At 68.9% G+C, this 15,615-nt stretch carries 15 protein-coding genes and 1 pseudogene; 10 read left to right on the top strand and 6 right to left on the bottom strand.

Going from position 1 to position 15,615, the window contains the following annotated elements; genetic code table 11:
• Positions 1-2: 2 nt before the first annotated feature.
• Both kdpA and JKL49_RS14545 read right to left on the bottom strand, forming a co-directional pair.
• The gene (kdpA, locus tag JKL49_RS14550) at positions 3-1,712 is read right to left on the bottom strand and encodes a potassium-transporting ATPase subunit KdpA (RefSeq protein ID WP_215341341.1); all 1,710 of its coding nucleotides are present in this window, start codon (positions 1,710-1,712) and stop codon (positions 3-5) included.
• A 282-nt stretch (positions 1,713-1,994) separates the two neighbouring features.
• Entirely contained in the window at positions 1,995-2,921 is a 927-nt protein-coding gene (locus tag JKL49_RS14545; RefSeq protein WP_215341340.1) for a formylglycine-generating enzyme family protein, read from the bottom strand.
• A gap of 84 nt (positions 2,922-3,005) precedes the next feature.
• On the opposite strand from JKL49_RS14545, the gene JKL49_RS14540 reads away from it, so the two are divergent.
• The 5 genes from JKL49_RS14540 to JKL49_RS14520 all read left to right on the top strand — a co-directional run bounded on the left by JKL49_RS14540 (position 3,006) and on the right by JKL49_RS14520 (position 8,459).
• A complete protein-coding gene (locus JKL49_RS14540; RefSeq protein ID WP_215341339.1) occupies positions 3,006-3,725 on the top strand; it encodes a class I SAM-dependent methyltransferase in 720 nt (239 codons plus the stop codon).
• Between the two features lie 4 nt (positions 3,726-3,729).
• Complete coding sequence (locus JKL49_RS21320) at positions 3,730-5,337, top strand: GMC family oxidoreductase (RefSeq protein ID WP_215341338.1); 1,608 nt, start codon at positions 3,730-3,732, stop codon at positions 5,335-5,337.
• Positions 5,334-6,263: an alginate O-acetyltransferase AlgX-related protein gene (locus tag JKL49_RS14530; RefSeq protein WP_215341337.1), complete on the top strand. Its 930-nt coding sequence runs from the start codon at positions 5,334-5,336 to the stop codon at positions 6,261-6,263. Before JKL49_RS21320 ends, JKL49_RS14530 begins: the two co-directional genes overlap by 4 nt.
• A gap of 115 nt (positions 6,264-6,378) precedes the next feature.
• Entirely contained in the window at positions 6,379-7,515 is a 1,137-nt protein-coding gene (locus JKL49_RS14525) for a zinc-binding dehydrogenase (protein ID WP_215341336.1), read from the top strand.
• 2 nt (positions 7,516-7,517) lie between these two features.
• Entirely contained in the window at positions 7,518-8,459 is a 942-nt protein-coding gene (locus JKL49_RS14520; protein WP_215341335.1) for a retroviral-like aspartic protease family protein, read from the top strand.
• A 148-nt stretch (positions 8,460-8,607) separates the two neighbouring features.
• Here the strand turns inward: JKL49_RS14520 and JKL49_RS14515 are convergent, their stop codons facing one another.
• Entirely contained in the window at positions 8,608-9,132 is a 525-nt protein-coding gene (locus JKL49_RS14515) for a GNAT family N-acetyltransferase (RefSeq protein WP_215341334.1), read from the bottom strand.
• A 151-nt stretch (positions 9,133-9,283) separates the two neighbouring features.
• The gene (locus JKL49_RS14510; protein WP_215341333.1) at positions 9,284-10,066 is read right to left on the bottom strand and encodes a GNAT family N-acetyltransferase; all 783 of its coding nucleotides are present in this window, start codon (positions 10,064-10,066) and stop codon (positions 9,284-9,286) included.
• 59 nt (positions 10,067-10,125) lie between these two features.
• Between JKL49_RS14510 and JKL49_RS14505 the strand changes: the two genes are divergently transcribed.
• Positions 10,126-11,055 (top strand): response regulator, encoded by a 930-nt coding sequence (locus JKL49_RS14505; RefSeq protein ID WP_215341332.1) that lies wholly within the window; start codon positions 10,126-10,128, stop codon positions 11,053-11,055.
• Between the two features lie 19 nt (positions 11,056-11,074).
• Complete coding sequence (locus JKL49_RS14500) at positions 11,075-11,569, top strand: GAF domain-containing protein (protein WP_215341331.1); 495 nt, start codon at positions 11,075-11,077, stop codon at positions 11,567-11,569.
• A 91-nt stretch (positions 11,570-11,660) separates the two neighbouring features.
• Here JKL49_RS14500 and JKL49_RS21040 read toward each other — a convergent pair.
• Positions 11,661-11,753 (bottom strand): annotated as a pseudogene (locus tag JKL49_RS21040) (hypothetical protein); the annotation flags it as partial.
• A 149-nt stretch (positions 11,754-11,902) separates the two neighbouring features.
• Here JKL49_RS21040 and JKL49_RS14495 point away from each other — a divergent pair.
• Genes JKL49_RS14495 through JKL49_RS14485 form a run of 3 tightly spaced genes read left to right on the top strand, consistent with a single transcriptional unit; the run spans position 11,903 to position 14,896 of the window.
• Positions 11,903-13,042, top strand: a complete 1,140-nt coding sequence (locus JKL49_RS14495) for a GNAT family N-acetyltransferase (RefSeq protein ID WP_215341330.1) — start codon at positions 11,903-11,905, stop codon at positions 13,040-13,042.
• A gap of 4 nt (positions 13,043-13,046) precedes the next feature.
• Positions 13,047-13,982: a glycosyltransferase family 2 protein gene (locus JKL49_RS14490; RefSeq protein WP_215341329.1), complete on the top strand. Its 936-nt coding sequence runs from the start codon at positions 13,047-13,049 to the stop codon at positions 13,980-13,982.
• Complete coding sequence (locus JKL49_RS14485) at positions 13,979-14,896, top strand: hypothetical protein (protein WP_215341328.1); 918 nt, start codon at positions 13,979-13,981, stop codon at positions 14,894-14,896. The genes JKL49_RS14490 and JKL49_RS14485 overlap by 4 nt, the downstream gene beginning before the upstream one ends.
• Here JKL49_RS14485 and JKL49_RS14480 read toward each other — a convergent pair.
• Positions 14,893-15,597 (bottom strand): FkbM family methyltransferase, encoded by a 705-nt coding sequence (locus JKL49_RS14480; RefSeq protein ID WP_215341327.1) that lies wholly within the window; start codon positions 15,595-15,597, stop codon positions 14,893-14,895. The genes JKL49_RS14485 and JKL49_RS14480 overlap by 4 nt on opposite strands.
• Positions 15,598-15,615 lie beyond the last annotated feature (18 nt).

Below are 15,615 nucleotides of genomic sequence, written 5' to 3'. Positions count from 1 at the left end.
GGTCAGAGGCGCGCCATCGTCTGCAGCACCTGGAAGTGCTCGACGATGGGGCCAAGGGCGAGAGCCGGGAAGAATTGCAGGCCGCCGAGGATCAGGATCACGCCCACCAGCAGGCCGACGAACTGGCCGGTGTCGGTGGGCATGGCGCCGGCGGTGGGGGCGAGCTTGGGCTTGGCGGCCATGGAGCCGGCGATGGCCAGGATGGCGATGGCCGGGGGGAAGCGGCCCAGCAGCATGGCGATGCCGAGGGTGGTGTTCCACCAGGGGCTGTTGGCGGTCAGCCCCGCGAAGGCCGAGCCGTTGTTGGCCGTGGCCGAGGCGTAGGCGTAGAGGATCTCCGACAGGCCGTGCGGGCCGTGGTTCAGCAGGCCTTTCAGCGCCACCGGCAGGACGGCGGCCACGGCGGCGAAGCCCAGCATGGAAAGCGGGATCACCAGCACGGCCAGCATGGCGAGCTTGATCTCCCGGGCCTCCACCTTCTTGCCCATGTACTCGGGCGTGCGGCCGACCATCAGGCCCGCCACGAACACCGCCAGCAGGGCCATGACCACCATGACGGCGAGGCCCGAGCCGATGCCGCCGGGCAGGATCTCGCCCAGCATCATCAGGAACATGGCCACCATCCCGCCCACCGGCATGAAGCTGGCGTGCATGGCGTTGACCGAGCCGTTGGAGGCGCCGGTGGTGGACGCAGCCCAGACGGCGGAGGACGGCGCGCCGAAGCGGACCTCCTTGCCCTCCATGTTCTGGGACGCCTCCACATGGGCGGCGACCAGGGAGGGGGCGGCTTGCGTCTCCGACCAGTAGATGGCGCTGGCGCCGGCCGACAGCAGGATGGCGGCGGCGGCCACCAGGGCGCGGATGTCCTTGCGCGCCAGGGCCGAGCGGCCGAAGGCGAAGAAGGCGCCCCAGCCCAGCACGTTGATCGAGACCGCGGTCAGGAAGTTGGTGATCGGGCTGGGGTTCTCAAAGGGGTGAGCCGAGTTGACGTTGAACACCCCGCCGCCGTTGATCCCCAGCATCTTGATGGACAGCTGGCTGGCGGTGGCGAACAGCGAGATCTGCTGCTCGCCACCGTCGAGGGTGTGGGCGGTGACCGAGGCGGCCAGGGTCTGCGGCACGCCCAGCGCCACCAGGACCAGGGCGAAGACGATGGCCAGCGGCAGCAGGACGTAGAGCGTTGTGCGCGTCAGGTCGGCCCAGAAGTTGCCGACGCCCTCGCCGCGATGGCTGATGAAGGCCCGCGCCAGGGCCGCGGCGATGGTGGCCCCGGTGGCGGCCGACAGGAAGTTCTGGGTGGTCAGTCCGATCATCTGGCTGAGCGCGCTCATGGTGGTCTCGCCACCGTAGGACTGCCAGTTGGTGTTGGTGACGAAGCTGACCGCGGTGTTGAATGCGAGGTCCGGCGAGAGGCCCGCAAAGCCTTGCGGATTAAGGGGTAGCACCCCCTGCAGGCGCAGGATGGCGTAGAGGATGACGAAGCCCGCGGCGTTGAAGGCCAGCAGGGCGGCAGCGTAGCCGAGCCAGGTCTGGCTCTTGGCCGGATCGACGCCGCAACCGGCATAGACCAGCCGCTCGACGGGCTTGAGCACGGGGTCGAGCCAGGTGCGCTCGCCGTTCCAGACGCGGGACATGTAGACCCCCAGGGGCCAGCCCAGGCCGATGGCGGCGGAGAGGGTGAGGGCGATTTCGGCCCAGCCTTGCCAGTTCATGGCGGGCGCTCCCTAGAAGCGGTCGGGGCGCAGCAGGGCCGCGACCATGTAGACGCCGATGACGACGGCGCCGGCGGCCCAGATCAGGGTCTCGGCCATGGCTAGAGGCGCCTCAGCGCGATGGCGAAGGCGGCGAACAGGGCGAAGGCCCCGAGGCCGGTGGCGAGGAAGAGAAGGTCCAACATGTCGGCGTCCTGGATGGAACAGGACGCGGTTGTGGACCCGGGGACCGTCAGGCTTCGAGACGGAAGGCCGAACCGGGGCGTAAGGGCGGAATAAGGGTCAGGGGCGCACCACGCAGCGGAAGCCGACATGGGAGGTGGAGCTGTCGAGGCTCTGCGCGTGGCGCGCGGCCGGCCGATAGCGCTGACAGTAGGAGGGCGCGCAGAGGTGGGAGCCGCCCTTCAAAACCTTGCGGGGTATGGTGGGAGCGTCGGGATCAAAGCTGTCGGCCGGGTCGGCGCAACAGGCCGACATTGGCCGACAAGTGACCGTCCAGGTGTCACGCGTCCATTCCCAGACATTGCCGATCATGTCGGCCAGGCCGTAGCCGTTGGCGGGGAAGCTGCCGACCTTAGAGGTCCGGAAGCGGGGTTTCAGGCTGTGGTGCGGGAACTGGCCCTGCCAGGTGTTGGCCATCAGCTTGCCGTTCGGCGACAGCTCGTCGCCCCAGGCGAACTCGGTGTCGGCGAGACCGCCGCGGGCCGCGAACTCCCACTCGGCCTCGGTGGGCAGATCAGCCTTGGCCCAGGCGGCATAGGCCTCGACGTCGGTCCAGGCGACGTGGACGACGGGGTGCTCCCACAGGCCGGCGAGACCGCTGTCGGGCCCGAGGGGATGGCGCCAGTCGGCGCCGGCCACGTAGCGCCACCAGCCGCCGGGATTGTCCAGGGGCACGGGGCCGGGGGGCGGGGTGAAGACCAGGGAGCCGGCCACCAGGGCATCCGGCGGCGCGCCGGGATAGTCGGCAGGATCGGGCGTCCGCTCGGCGAAGCTGGTCCAGCCGGTCTCGCGGACGAAGCGGGCGAACTGGCGGTTGGTGACGGGGGCGGTGTCGATCCAGAAGCCGGCCACGGCCGCCTCGCGGGCCGGCGCCTCCTCGGCATAGTGATGGTCCGATCCCATGCGGAATGCGCCGCCAGCAATCCAGGTCATGCCGGGGCGGCGCGCGCCCGGCGCGATGGAGATTTCGGGTTTGGTCTGTCGCATCACGCCTCCCTGTCGCGCATTGTCACCACCGGCGCCAAACCGTATCGCTCAAGGCGCGGGTCATGGCGACTCGGGGAGTTAGGCATGGCTGATCACGAGGCGTGGTTCGCGGCCGGCGGCGGCATGGAGAGCGTGGCGGGCTTCATCTCGCCCCGCTCGGCGCGCACCTTCTCGACCCTGCTGTCCTGGCAGCTGCAGGCGGGCCTGCGGGGCTCGCTGGCCGAGATCGGCACCTATTACGGCAAGACCTTCGTGGGCATGGCCCTGGCGGCCGGCGAGGACAAGCTGATCGGCGTCGATGTCTTCGAGGGCGACATCGCCGAGGTGCTGGTGGATCACCTGAACCGCGTGGTCAGCCCCGAGACGGTGGCCAATGTGCGGTTCGCCAAGGCCGACTCCCGCACCATCGATCCGGCCGGCTGGGCGGGGCTGCTGGAGGCGCCCGCGCGCTTCGTCCACATCGACGGCGACCACGCCTATGAAGCGGTGTTCAACGACATCCAGCTGGCCGCGAGCTTCCTGGTGGAGGGCGGCATTGTGGTGATCGACGACTATCTGCACGACTGGTTCCCGGACGTGACCGAGGGGATCATCGACGGCCTGCGCGCCGCGCCGAACCTGCACCCCGTGGCGGTGATCCCGCGTTCGGGCCCGCTGATGGGGGGCGGCACCAAGCTGGTCTGCACCACGCAACATGCCGTGGAGCCGTGTTTCCAGCTGATCCAGGCGACCCTGCCGGAGCTGACCTTCCGCGCCGCGCGGATCGCCGACCGGCAGGCGCGCGCCTTCATGAACTACGACTAGCGCCGTGTCTGAGCACTTCGATTACATCATCGTCGGCGGCGGCTCGGCCGGGTGCGTCCTGGCCAACCGGCTGTCGGCCGACCCTGCGACGCGGGTCCTGGTGCTGGAGGCCGGCGGCAAGGACGACTGGATCTGGTTCCACATCCCGGTGGGCTACCTGTTTTCCATCGGCAATCCGCGCGCCGACTGGATGTTCGAGACCCAGGCCATTCCGGGGCTGGCGGGGCGCAAGCTGGCCTATCCGCGTGGCAAGGTGATCGGCGGATCGTCGGCCATCAACGCGATGATCTACATGCGCGGCCAGGCGGCCGACTATGACGGCTGGCGGCAGATGGGACTGGCGGGCTGGGGCTGGGACGACGTCCTGCCGCTGTTCCTGGCCCAGGAGGACCACATCGCGCCACCGTCCGAACACCATCGCAGCGGCGGCGAGTGGCGGGTGGAGCATCCGCGCATGCGCTGGGATGTTCTCGACGCTTTCTCCGAAGCCGCCGAGATGGCGGGCATCCCGGCGGTCGGCGATTTCAACAGCGGCGACAATGCCGGCGTCGGCTATTTCCAGGTGAACCAGAAGGCCGGGCGGCGCTGGAGCGCGGCGCGGGGGTTCCTGAAGCCGGTGCTGACGCGGCCCAACCTGAAGCTGGTGACGGGCGCCCAGGTGAGCCGGGTGATTATCGAGGACGGGCGCGCCGTGGGCGTGGCCTGGACGCAAGGCGCCGAGGCCTTCGAGGCGTGGGCTGACGGCGAAGTGGTGCTGGCGGCGGGCGCGGTGGGCACGCCGCAGATCCTGGAGCTGTCGGGGATCGGCGACGGCGAACGGCTGTCGGCCCTGGGGATCGCGACCACGCGGCATCTGCCGGGCGTCGGCGAGAACCTACAGGATCACCTGCAGATCCGGCCCTATTACGGGGTCACCGGCGTGCCGACCATGAACGAGCTCTATGCCTCCTGGTGGCGCCGGCCGCTGATGGCGGCCGAGTACGCCCTGTTCCGGAAGGGGCCGATGTCGATGGCGCCGTCGCAGTTGGGGGCCTTCGCCAAGTCCTCGCCCGAGCAGGCGACGCCGAACCTGCAGTTCCACGTCCAGCCGCTGTCGCTGGACCGGTTCGGCGAGGCGCTGCACGTGGCGCCGGCGATCACGGTCAGCGTCTGCAATCTTCGCCCTGCCAGCCGGGGTTCGATCCACGCGGCCAGCGCCGATCCCCGCGACGCGCCGCTGATTCAGCCCAACTATCTTTCGGCCCGCGAGGACGAGCGGGTGGCGGTGGACGCCATGCGGCTGGTCCGGCAGATCGTCGCCCAACCGCCGCTGGCCAGGTTCTCGCCGGTGGAGCGCAGGCCGGGCGCGCAGGCCCAGAGCGACGACGATCTGCTAGCGGCGGCGCGCACGCTCGGCACCACGATCTTCCATCCGGTGGGGACGGCGAAGATGGCACCGCAGAGTGACCCCGGCGCGGTGGTGGACGCCCGGCTGCGGGTGCATGGCGTCTCCGGCCTGCGCATCGCCGACGCCTCGGTGATGCCCACCATCACCTCGGGCAACACCAACTCGCCGACCATGATGATCGCCGAGAAGGCCGCGCGGATGATGATCGAGGACGCCCGGGCATGAGGGACGTCCTGCGTCTGGCCGACATCGCGCGGATCGACGCCGAGCATGACACCGCGGCAGGCCCCGGGCATCCGGCCAGCGCGCTGAAACTGAACTCGACCTCGCCGGGCGGGGTCGCGGTGGCGGGGATCGAGGGCTACCTGTTCATCGGCGACGGGACCAACCGCTGGGAGCGGCAGTATCTGGGCGAGCTGACGGTGGTCGACGCCTGGAAGGACGCCTGGCGCGGCCTGCTGGACGCGCGCCAGGTCCAGGCCCGCGCGCACGGGGTCGCGCTGTGGAATTTCCTGGCGCCGGAAAAGCAGGTGGTCCTGCCGCACAAGCGCTGGCCCGGAGGCGAGACCCGCGGCGAAGGCCGGCCGCTGCGGCTGCTGCAGGCGATGCTGACTCCGGAGGCGCGGCTGCTCTATCCGGAGGAGGCTCTGCGCGCCGCCCAGGGACCCACCTATTTCCGGCATAACTCCCACTGGACGGCGACCGGCTGCTGCGTCGCCACCCAGGTGATCCTGGACGCCCTGGCGCCAGGGGTCCGGCTGGCGGACCTGGACCTGGCGGCCGAGCGCCAGCGCACCAACCACGACCTCACCGCCCACTTCTTCGATCCGCCGCCGGTGGAAGACCTGCTGCTGCTGGCGCCGCCGGGGGAGGTGACCTCTGACAACCGCCAGCTGGAACTGACCGGCAAGCATGTCGGCAGCCGGTATGTGCTGGAGAACCCCCATGCGCCCGACCGGCGGCGGTTGATGCTGTTTGGCGACAGCTACGCCTATGACGCGGGCCTGGCCTATGCGCTGTCGGCGGTGTTCGGCTATGTCGCCTTCGTCTGGTCGAAGGACGTGGTTTGGGCTGAGGTGACCCAGCATCGCGCCGACCTGGTGCTGTGCGAGAGCGCCGAGCGCTACATCGCCGTGCTGCCGAACGCCTGAGACGCAAGCTTGAGAATTTGCAGGTCGGGCTCGCAACAGGACCCTGCGCCCCTTAAGTGATGACGACACGCGCTCCAGGCGCCAAAAAGACCACAACACGGGATTGGAAACGCAGATGAGCAACGAAACTCAAGGCCTGGAGCTGCGCTCCCTCGTGAAGTCCAGCGGCGAGCTGGAACTGTCCCTGGCCACCGTCTCGCACCCCGAGCCCGGTCCTGACGAGATCCTGGTCCGCGTCCAGGCCTCGCCGATCAATCCCTCCGACCTCGGCCTGCTGCTGGGCCCCATCGACGTGGCGCAGGCCAAGATGTCGGGTCCGGCCGACCGTCCCGTGACCACCGCTCCCATCCAGCCGGCCTTCATGCGCGCCATGGCGGCGCGCGCCGATGAGTCCATGCCGGTGGGCAACGAGGGCGCGGGCGAGGTCATCAAGGCCGGCGCCAATGCGCAACACCTGCTGGGCAAGACCGTCGCCATGCTGGGCGGGGCCATGTACGCCCAGTACCGCCTGCTGAAGGCCGCCGACGTCCTGGTCCTGCCGGCCGGCGCCACCGCCGCCGACGGCGCCTCGTGCTTCGTCAATCCGCTGACCGCGCTTGGCATGGTGGAGACCATGAAGATGGAGGGCCACAAGGCCCTGGTGCACACCGCCGCAGCCTCCAACCTGGGGCAGATGCTCAACAAGGTCTGCATCAAGGACGGCGTGGACCTGGTGAACATCGTCCGCAGCCCCGAGCAGGCCAAGATCCTGACCGATATCGGCGCCAAGTACGTGGTGGACTCCACCGCGCCTGATTTCATGGAAGCGCTGATCAAGGCGCTCGCCGCCACCGGCGCGACGCTGGCCTTCGACGCCATCGGCGGCGGCAAGCTGGCCGGCCAGATCCTCAGCGGGATGGAGGTCGCCGCCAACATGACGGCCAAGACCTACAGCCGCTACGGCTCCACCACCTACAAGCAGGTCTATATCTATGGCGGCCTGAACACCGGCCCGACGGAGCTGAACCGCGCCTTCGGCATGTCCTGGGGCCTGGGGGGCTGGCTGCTGACGCCGTTCCTGATGAAGGTCGGCGCCGAGGCGGCCGGCAAGCTGCGCCAGCGGGTGCTGGACGAGCTGAAGACCACCTTCGCCAGCCACTATTCCCATGAAATCTCGCTGGCCGAGACCCTGAACCCGGAGATCATGGCCGGCTACAACCGCCGCGCCACCGGCGAGAAGTACCTGATCAATCCCAGCAAGGGCCTGTCCTAGCCATGGACGACGGACTGACCCGGCGCGGCGCGGCCGGCGCGCTTAGCGGCGCCCTGCTGCTGGGCGGGGGGCTGGCGCACGCCCAGACCCCGCCAGCGCCGGCGCCGGACATCAGCCCCGATGATGAGGCCACCGTCGAACCCACCCAGGTGGACAGTGGCAGGGATGCGTTTTCCCGCATTACGGTGCCGGTGACCATCAATGGCCAAGGGCCCTTCGACTTCATGGTCGACACCGGCGCCAACCGATCCTGCATCTCCACCCAGCTGGCCGCCAAGCTTGGTCTGCCGGCCGGGGGCAAGGTGGTGGTGAACACCATCACCGGCGGCCGAACCCGCCAGAGCGTGGTGGTCGATCGCCTGCAGGTCGGCACGCGGGCTCAACGGCGGGTACGGGTCCCGGTCCTGCCCTTCGTGGGCACCACGATCGAGGGCTTGCTGGCGGTGGACTGGCTGCGCGGTCAGCGCCTGGTCCTGGACATGGCCAACAAGCAGGTGTCGATCACCGCATCGCGGCGCGACGTCACCGCCGTCGGCAGCGTGGTTGTGGCGGCCCGCAAACGGGTGGGCCAGCTGACCATCGTCGACGCCGCCATGGGAGACAAGCCGATCAGCTGCATGATCGATTCCGGCGCGCAGATCTCCATCGGCAACCCGATCCTGCGGTCGCTGCTGCCACCGCAGGCGAGCAAGAAGCTGGAACAGGTCACCATGGTTTCGGTGACGGGGGAAACCTTCGTCGGCGACATGCTGTATGTGCCGTTCCTACGGCTGGGGGGCGTGCAGCTCGGCAACGTGCCCGTCGTGTTCGCCGACCTGCCGGTGTTCGCGCTCTGGGGGTTGGGGGATGATCCGGCCCTGGTCCTGGGCATGGACCTGCTGGCCGAGTTCACGAAGGTGTCCCTGGATTTCGGACGCTCCGCGGTGACCTTCGACTTCGTGTAGGGGGCAACCTCATCCCGGCGCAGGCCGGGACCCAGGTGAAGCCCATCCCTCTGTCAGGTGAATCCCAGCGCTACAGGAAGATCGCCTGCGGCCGCCGTGGATGAATCTGGGTCCCGGCCTGCGCCGGGATGAGCGGATATTGGTGGCCCTACAGCGCCTTCTCCAGCACCACGAAGGCCAGGTCGTCGCGCAGGGGATCGCCGAAGCGGTTGTCGCCATAGGGGAAGGGCCGGGTTTCGCCGGTGGAGTCGTAGCCGCGGCGGCCGTACCAGGCGATCAGGGTGTCGCGGATATTGACCACGGTCATGCGGATGCGGCGCGCCCCCTTGGCCTGCGCCACCGCCTCGGCGGCGTGCAGCAGGGTGCGGCCCAGGCGCCGCGCCTGCAGGTCGGGGCGGACGGTGAGCATGCCCAGATACCAGACGCCGGCTTCTGCAGGCTCCAGCCAGACGGTCCCCAGCAGGGGCGTGTCGGGATCGTCGCGCCACATGAACAGCGCGGCGCCCGGCGTCTCGGCGAGGTCGCGGGCCAGGGTGGCCAGGTCGGTGCGCTGGCCCTCCAGATAGTCGGCCTCGGTGGTCCAGCCCTGACGGGAGGTCTCGCCGCGATAGGCGGAATTCACCAGGTCGACGATGGCGGGCAGGTCGGCGGCGGTGGCGCGATAGAGCGGCATGGGTCCCTAAAGTCACGGGTCGAGCTTTGCCGCAAGACACTCCGGAGCGTGTGCTCGCAAACTGAAGTCCGGCGATGCAGCGGGCGCGGCGGCGACGGCCGATGAGCTGACCCTGGGAACGTCAGAGATGGGTGGGGTTCCGACGTTCCTGTCAGCGAAGCTTCAACCGCATGACGTGTCGGCGCGTACCAGCCACGGCGACATGATCAAAACCCGACGCTTCAAAGGTGGGCAAGTAACCCATGAAGCGGTAGCTCGGGGACCCTGGTTCGACCGGATAGGCTTCCACGACGCTCGCGCCTTTGGCGCGCGCGTGCGCGACTGCGGCGTCTATCAACTGCGAGGTGACCCCTTGTCCACGAAGCTTGCGGTGCGCGAAAAAGCACGCCAGCGACCAAACGCTGTCCGGCTTCTCACCGGCGATTTCCTGCCCTCCAAGGCGACGGTATGTCGGCCGAGGCGCGATGGAGCACCAAGCGACAGGTTCATCGTCCAAATAGCCTAGAATCCCGATCGGAGTTTTATTGCGAACCCTGGCTTCTATGGCGGCCTTGCGCTCCGCACCTTTTGTTTGCTTGGTCTCGAGACCGGTCGCTCGCCAGACCATGCACCAGCAGGATTTTGGGCCCCCGCGGCTCGCAAACAGGCGCTCGAAGTCGTCCCAACGGGTTTCGTCCACTTCGTGAAAAGTCAAATTCAGCATACGCGAGCTTGTAACGCCGCTCTCGCCTACTTCAATGTCCGATAAAGGTCGAAAGCCGGCATTGGCTTCGGCGCCGAAGGCGGACCCTAAGCCGCCGGGGGAAGCAGGTGAGGTGCGGCTCTCCGCCGACCTGCACAGCATCGCCGACCAGGTCCAGCCGTCCTCCAAGGCCCTGGCCGCCCACGTTCTCCGATAGCCGGAGTCGACCACCCGACATTTTTCGGTCGCCATAAACCCGATCTCAACGCTGACCGATCATGTTCGCCAAGGTTTGGGGATTTTCGGGGCCGATGAGCTCGCAACGACTGCTGCCAAGTTCGAACCTGACGCCCGACGATCTTTCGGGTCTTAAGATCCTCGTGGTCGACGACCATTCCAACACCCTGCGCCTGATCACCGACGTGCTGCGGGCCGGCGGGGTGGGGGAGGTCTATACGGCGGTCGACGGCCAGAGGGCGCGCGAGCTGCTGCGCCATCGCTGCCCGCACATCATTTTCACCGACAGCGCCATGCCGGTGATGGACGGCCTGGAACTGGTCCGCTCCATCCGTCGGGCCGCCATCTATCCCGACCCCCTGGTGCCCAACCCCGAGGTCCCGGTGGTGATGGTCACCGGCCAGCGCAGCGAGCGCGACGTGCAGATCGCCCGCCTGGCCGGGGTCAATGAGTTCGTGATCAAGCCCTTCACGCCCGCCGCCCTGCTGTCGAGGATTCAGCTGGTGCTGAGGAAGCCCCGGCACTTCATCATCAGCGAGGCCTATGTCGGCCCCGACCGCCGCCGAAAGGTGGAGCTGAACTATTCCGGCCCCCTGCGCCGCACCTGCGATCCCGAAGAGGTGGCCGACGAGGTCGAACGCGAAGTGGCCCGCGAAACCATCAGCGTCGAGCTGGAGGCCATGCGTCGCCTGATCGCCGCCCGCGGCGGGATGGATCGCGCCACCCTGCAGATGACCTACCGGGTCATGCAGCACACCACCTTCCGCGCCCGCCAGGTGCGCGACAAGACCGTGGAGCGGGCGTCGCAGTCGCTGATCGCCTATGTGGACGCCATGGGCGGGCCCGACGCCTGCGACCCGGCGGTGATCGAGATCCACTTCGACGCCATCCGCAATCTGCTGGGCCAGATCGAGATGGACCCGGTGGAGGCCGACCGCATCGCGCGCAACCTTGAAGCGGTGGTGACCCGCAAGAGCGCGCGGCGTCTGGTGGCGATCGGCTAGAAGACTGTATACGGCTCCCATGGCCGAAGCTTTCAACGACCTGACCCTGCCCGACGACAAGGCCGCCCGCTATGCGACGGTGGCGCAGGAGATCGCGTCTGTGCTCGACGGCGAGCCCAACCGCACGGCGCGGATGGCCACCATCGCCTCCATGCTGGCCGCCAGTTTCGAGCACTATTTCTGGACCGGCTTCTACGTGGTCGATCCCGACAGGGACCGGGAGCTCGTGGTGGGGCCGTATCAGGGGACGCTGGGCTGCCTGCGGATCGCCTATGGGCGCGGGGTCTGCGGCGCGGCGGCGGCGACCGGACAGACCCAGCTGGTGCCCGATGTGCACGCCTTCCCCGGCCACATCGCCTGCGACGGCCGGTCGGCCAGCGAGGTGGTGGTCCCGGTGTTCGATGCGGCGGGCGAGCTGATCGCGGTGTTCGACGTCGACGCCACGGAGCCCGCGGCCTTCGACGAGGTCGACGCCCGGTGGCTTGAGACGATTTTGAAGGCTGCTTTCAGCTAGCGCAGCCTGGCTCCAGATTTCTCGGGTGTTGGGTTTTCTGCGCCCTTCTCCCCTTGCGGGATCGCGGTCCGCTCCCAAAACAACAACACCCGTCATCCCGGGCGACCCGCAGGGGAGACCCGGGACCCAGGGGATTGATTGCGGCCCCTGGGTCCCGGCTCTCCGCTTCGCTCCGGCCGGGATGACGCAGGGGGTTGAGCTTGTCGACCCCGCAAGGGGAGCCAGGTCCCCGTCCACTCGCGCCTGACGCGAAACGGGACACGTCTCAAGGCATGTGGATTGCAGCGCTCTGATCCACCTTTCCCTAACCGGGACAAGCTAGGGTTTGAGACCATGCTGAGCGCCGAGACCTTTCATCCGAGCGATCTTTCGCAGGCCGACATCTCCACCTGGCGCAGGCTGTGCGCCAGCCGGCCGGAATTCGCCAATCCGCTGATGGGCCCCGACTTCGCTCAGGCGGTGGGGAAGGTGCGCGCCGACGCGCGGGTCACGGTCTGGCGCTGGCCGGGCCGGACGGCGGGGTTCCTGGCCTATCACCGGCGTCCGGGCAGCTATGCCCGGCCGATCGGCGCGCCGCTGTCGGACTATCATGGCCTGGTGGCCGAGCCGGGCCTGGACTCCGATGAGGCGCTGGCCGCCGCCGGCCTGTCGGTCTACCGCTTCACCGGCCTGACCGATCCGAACATGGCCTTCGCGGGCTTCGGCGCCGTGGAGCGCGAGAGCTTCGTCATCGCGCTGGAGACCACCGCCGAGGCCTATCTGGAGGCCCTGCGCGCCGCCAGCCCCAAGCGCTTCAAGAACTATCGCCGCCTGGACCACAAGCTGGACCGCGAGGTCGGCGCGCTGTCGATCCGCGCCGAGTTCGACCAGACCGCTTTCGACACCCTGCTACGCTGGAAGCGCGAGCAGCTGGCCCGCACCGGCGCCCACGGCTTCCTGAACGCCGACTGGACGCAAGGTCTGCTGCAGGACCTGTTCGAGCGCCAAGCGGGCGACTTCCAGGGCCTGATGGTCAACCTCTATGCCGGCGAGCGGCTGGTGGCGGGGCACTTCGGCATCCGCCAGGGCGGAATCTATCACCCGTGGATCGCCTCGACCGATCCGGAGCTGGGCGCCTGGTCGCCGGGTCAGGTGTTCCTGGGCCGCGCCATCGCCGCCATGCCCCAGATGGGCCTGACCACCTATGACCTCGGCCCCGGCCACGAGCACTACAAGCGGCCCTATGCCCTGACCACGCGGAGGATTGGCGAGGGCGTGGCCACCGCCGCCAACCTCGGCGGCCGCGCGGCCCAGATGTCAGAGCAGGCCTGGACTCTCGCCGGCGCGCACGGCCAGGGCGCGGTGGGCAAGCTACGCCGCCGCCTGGACATCATCGCCAGTTCCGAACTGTCCTTCACCGGCCGCGCCCTGGGCCTGGCCCAGGCCATCGGCGCCCGCGTGCGCCGGGCGCCCGCCGAGCTCGAGGCCGTCTGACCCCATGACCACGCCGCGCGTCAGCCTGATCATTCCCACCCAGCGGCGTCTGGACGGACTGGCCACGGCTGCGCGCTCCACCTTCCTCCAGACGGGCGTGGATCCCGCGACCCTGGAGCTGGTGGTGGTGGACAACGACCAGGTTCCGTCCGCGGAAGCGCTGACCAGGACCCTGGCCGCCGAGGCGCCGTTCCCGGTGGTCTATGTGCATGAGGCGCGGCCCGGCGTCGCCAATGCGCGCAACGCCGCGATGGCCAAGGCGCGGGGCGACTTCATCGCCTTCCTGGACGACGACGAGGAGGCGCCGGCCGGCTGGCTGGCGGCTTTGCTGGCTGTCCAGGCCAGGTACGACGCCGACGTGGTGTTCGGACCCGTGCGGGGCCGGGCGCCGGCCGGGGTGGTCAAGCACCGCGCCTATCTGGAATGGTTCTTCTCCCGGGTCGGCGATGGGCCGGCCGAGGGGCTGATCGATCACTATTACGGTTGCGGCGACAGCCTGCTGCGCCGCGCCAGCCTGCCCGACGCCAAGGCCCCGTTCTCGGCGATCCGCAACCACATCGGCGGCGAGGACGACCTGTTGTTCGGCGGGATGCAGGCGGCCGGCGCAAGGTTCGCCTGGGCGCCGGCCGCCTGGGTCTGGGAAGATCCCGTACCGAACCGCCTGACCCTGGACTACACGATCGCGCGCGCCTTCGCCTATGGCCAGGGCCCCACCAGCCACTGCGCCGCCCAGACGCCGCCCGACCGCGTGGGCATGGCGCGCTGGATGGTGATCGGCGTGCTGCAGGCCGGCGTGTTTGGCCTGCTGGCGGGCCTGCAAGGGCTGGTCAGCAGCCCGCGCTTCGCCTTCACCCTGGACCGCGCCGCGCGCGGCCTGGGCAAGACCCTGTGGTGGGGTCCCTTCAAGATTCACTTCTACGGTTTGAGGGCTCCGACATGAGCATCATCAAGGATTGGACGCCCGAGAAGGGCTGCGCCTTCACCAAGCAGAACCTGACCTTCCAGCACGGCCTGCACGAACGGCCGCTGTTCGGCGACGCGGGGCTGGAGGAGCTGCTGGACCGCTATCCGCGCGAGAAGCTGGGGGTCTTCACCATGGGCGAGGACCCGGAGGCCTGGACCACCTGGCGCCGGGGATCGGCCGGGACGCTCTCGGGCTCCAAGCTGCTGGAGGCCGCCCAGTCAGGGCGCATCTGGCTGAACCTGCGCGAGACCAACCTGCACCTGCCGGAATACGCCGCCCTGGGCGACGAGATCTTCGCCGAGAAGCAGGCCCACGCGCCGGGTCTGCGCACCTTCAAGCGCGACCTGGGGATGCTGATTTCCTCGGCCAACGCCCAGGTCTTCTACCATCTGGACGTGCCGCTGGTGTCGCTGTGGCAGCTGCGCGGGCAGAAGCGGGTCTGGGTCTATCCGGTGGCCGATCCCTATGTGGGCGACGAGGCCCTGGAGAAGATCGTCCTGAAGGAGACCGCCGAGCAGTTCGCCTTCAATCCGGCCTGGGACAAGGGCGCGGCGGTTTACGACCTGACGCCTGGCAAGATGGTCACCTGGGCCCAGAACGCGCCGCACCGGATCGAGAACGGGCCGATGCTGAACGTCTCGCTGTCCATCGAATTCATGACGCCCCAGGCCCTGATGCGCGCCAATGTGATCTATGCCAACGGCGTCCTGCGCCGCCGGCTGGGCGCGCAGCGGCCGCGCATCCAGAACGGGTTTTCGCCGGGCGCGCTCGGCAAGCTGGCGGTGGCGCGCGGCGCCAAGGCGCTGAAACTGCAGAAGCCGAACCCGCGGGTGCTGCCGACGAGCTTCAAGCTGGACACTGAGCGGCTGGGAAGCCTTCTGCCGGTCTAGTCCGCCACGAACAGGTAGTCCTCGACGCCGGCATAGCCGTCCACCGCCACGAAGTCGGGCGCCCGGAGCGCCCGGTAGCCGAGGGGGCGCAGGAGGTCCCAGATGTCGATGGGCTTGGCGCCGGCGCGGGCCAGCGAGGCGTCGGAGATTTCCAGGAAGAGGGCGGGCTTGTGCTTGGCCAGGGTCTTGAGGCCGCCCTTCAGGACATTGACCTCCCAGCCCTCCACGTCGGCCTTCAGGAAATCGAGGCGGGTGAGACCCTGCTGTTCCGCGAAGGCGTCCAGGGTGGTGAGCGGGACCACCTGGTCCATGGTGTCGCGGGTGTCCTGGCCATCCTCGCCGAAGTGGGCGATGCCGAAGCCAAGGCCGCCGCGGGCCTTGATCGGGGTGTGCAGGATCAGCTCGCCGGGGGCGTCGGAGAGGCCCATGGGGACCACCTGGACGTGGCTCAGCCGGTTGAAGGCCAGGGACCTGATGAGGATCGAGCGGGCATAGGCCGAGGGCTCGAAGGCGTAGACCCGGCCCTGGCTGGCCATGCGGGCGAAGAGCTTGGAGAACTGCCCGGCGTGGGCGCCGACATCGATCACCACGCCTTCGCGCGGGACATGCGGCGCGAACACCGGGATCAGTTCGCGGTGATGCTGCTGGGTCGCCGCCTTCAGCAGGTGAGCGAGGAAGTCGACGCGGCGCTTGAGGGTCATTCGTCGGGTTCCACGGCT

Source organism: Phenylobacterium glaciei, assembly GCF_016772415.1.
Lineage (GTDB): Bacteria > Pseudomonadota > Alphaproteobacteria > Caulobacterales > Caulobacteraceae > Phenylobacterium > Phenylobacterium glaciei.
The sequence above is the reverse complement of the archived record's forward strand: the minus strand, read 5'-3'. Positions and strand labels throughout refer to the sequence as shown.

Bases quoted from the DNA above. Each gene is read 5' to 3' on its own strand.
- JKL49_RS14520 (WP_215341335.1), top strand. From the start codon at position 7,518: ATGGACGACGGACTGACCCGGCGCGGCGCGGCCGGCGCGCTTAGCGGC.
- kdpA (WP_215341341.1), bottom strand. From the start codon at position 1,712: ATGAACTGGCAAGGCTGGGCCGAAATCGCCCTCACCCTCTCCGCCGCC.
- JKL49_RS14505 (WP_215341332.1), top strand. From the start codon at position 10,126: ATGAGCTCGCAACGACTGCTGCCAAGTTCGAACCTGACGCCCGACGAT.
- JKL49_RS14510 (WP_215341333.1), bottom strand. From the start codon at position 10,066: ATGGCGACCGAAAAATGTCGGGTGGTCGACTCCGGCTATCGGAGAACG.
- JKL49_RS14490 (WP_215341329.1), top strand. From the start codon at position 13,047: ATGACCACGCCGCGCGTCAGCCTGATCATTCCCACCCAGCGGCGTCTG.
- JKL49_RS14495 (WP_215341330.1), top strand. From the start codon at position 11,903: ATGCTGAGCGCCGAGACCTTTCATCCGAGCGATCTTTCGCAGGCCGAC.
- JKL49_RS14515 (WP_215341334.1), bottom strand. From the start codon at position 9,132: ATGCCGCTCTATCGCGCCACCGCCGCCGACCTGCCCGCCATCGTCGAC.
- JKL49_RS14540 (WP_215341339.1), top strand. From the start codon at position 3,006: ATGGCTGATCACGAGGCGTGGTTCGCGGCCGGCGGCGGCATGGAGAGC.
- JKL49_RS14485 (WP_215341328.1), top strand. From the start codon at position 13,979: ATGAGCATCATCAAGGATTGGACGCCCGAGAAGGGCTGCGCCTTCACC.
- JKL49_RS14500 (WP_215341331.1), top strand. From the start codon at position 11,075: ATGGCCGAAGCTTTCAACGACCTGACCCTGCCCGACGACAAGGCCGCC.
- JKL49_RS14530 (WP_215341337.1), top strand. From the start codon at position 5,334: ATGAGGGACGTCCTGCGTCTGGCCGACATCGCGCGGATCGACGCCGAG.
- JKL49_RS14525 (WP_215341336.1), top strand. From the start codon at position 6,379: ATGAGCAACGAAACTCAAGGCCTGGAGCTGCGCTCCCTCGTGAAGTCC.
- JKL49_RS14480 (WP_215341327.1), bottom strand. From the start codon at position 15,597: ATGACCCTCAAGCGCCGCGTCGACTTCCTCGCTCACCTGCTGAAGGCG.
- JKL49_RS14545 (WP_215341340.1), bottom strand. From the start codon at position 2,921: ATGCGACAGACCAAACCCGAAATCTCCATCGCGCCGGGCGCGCGCCGC.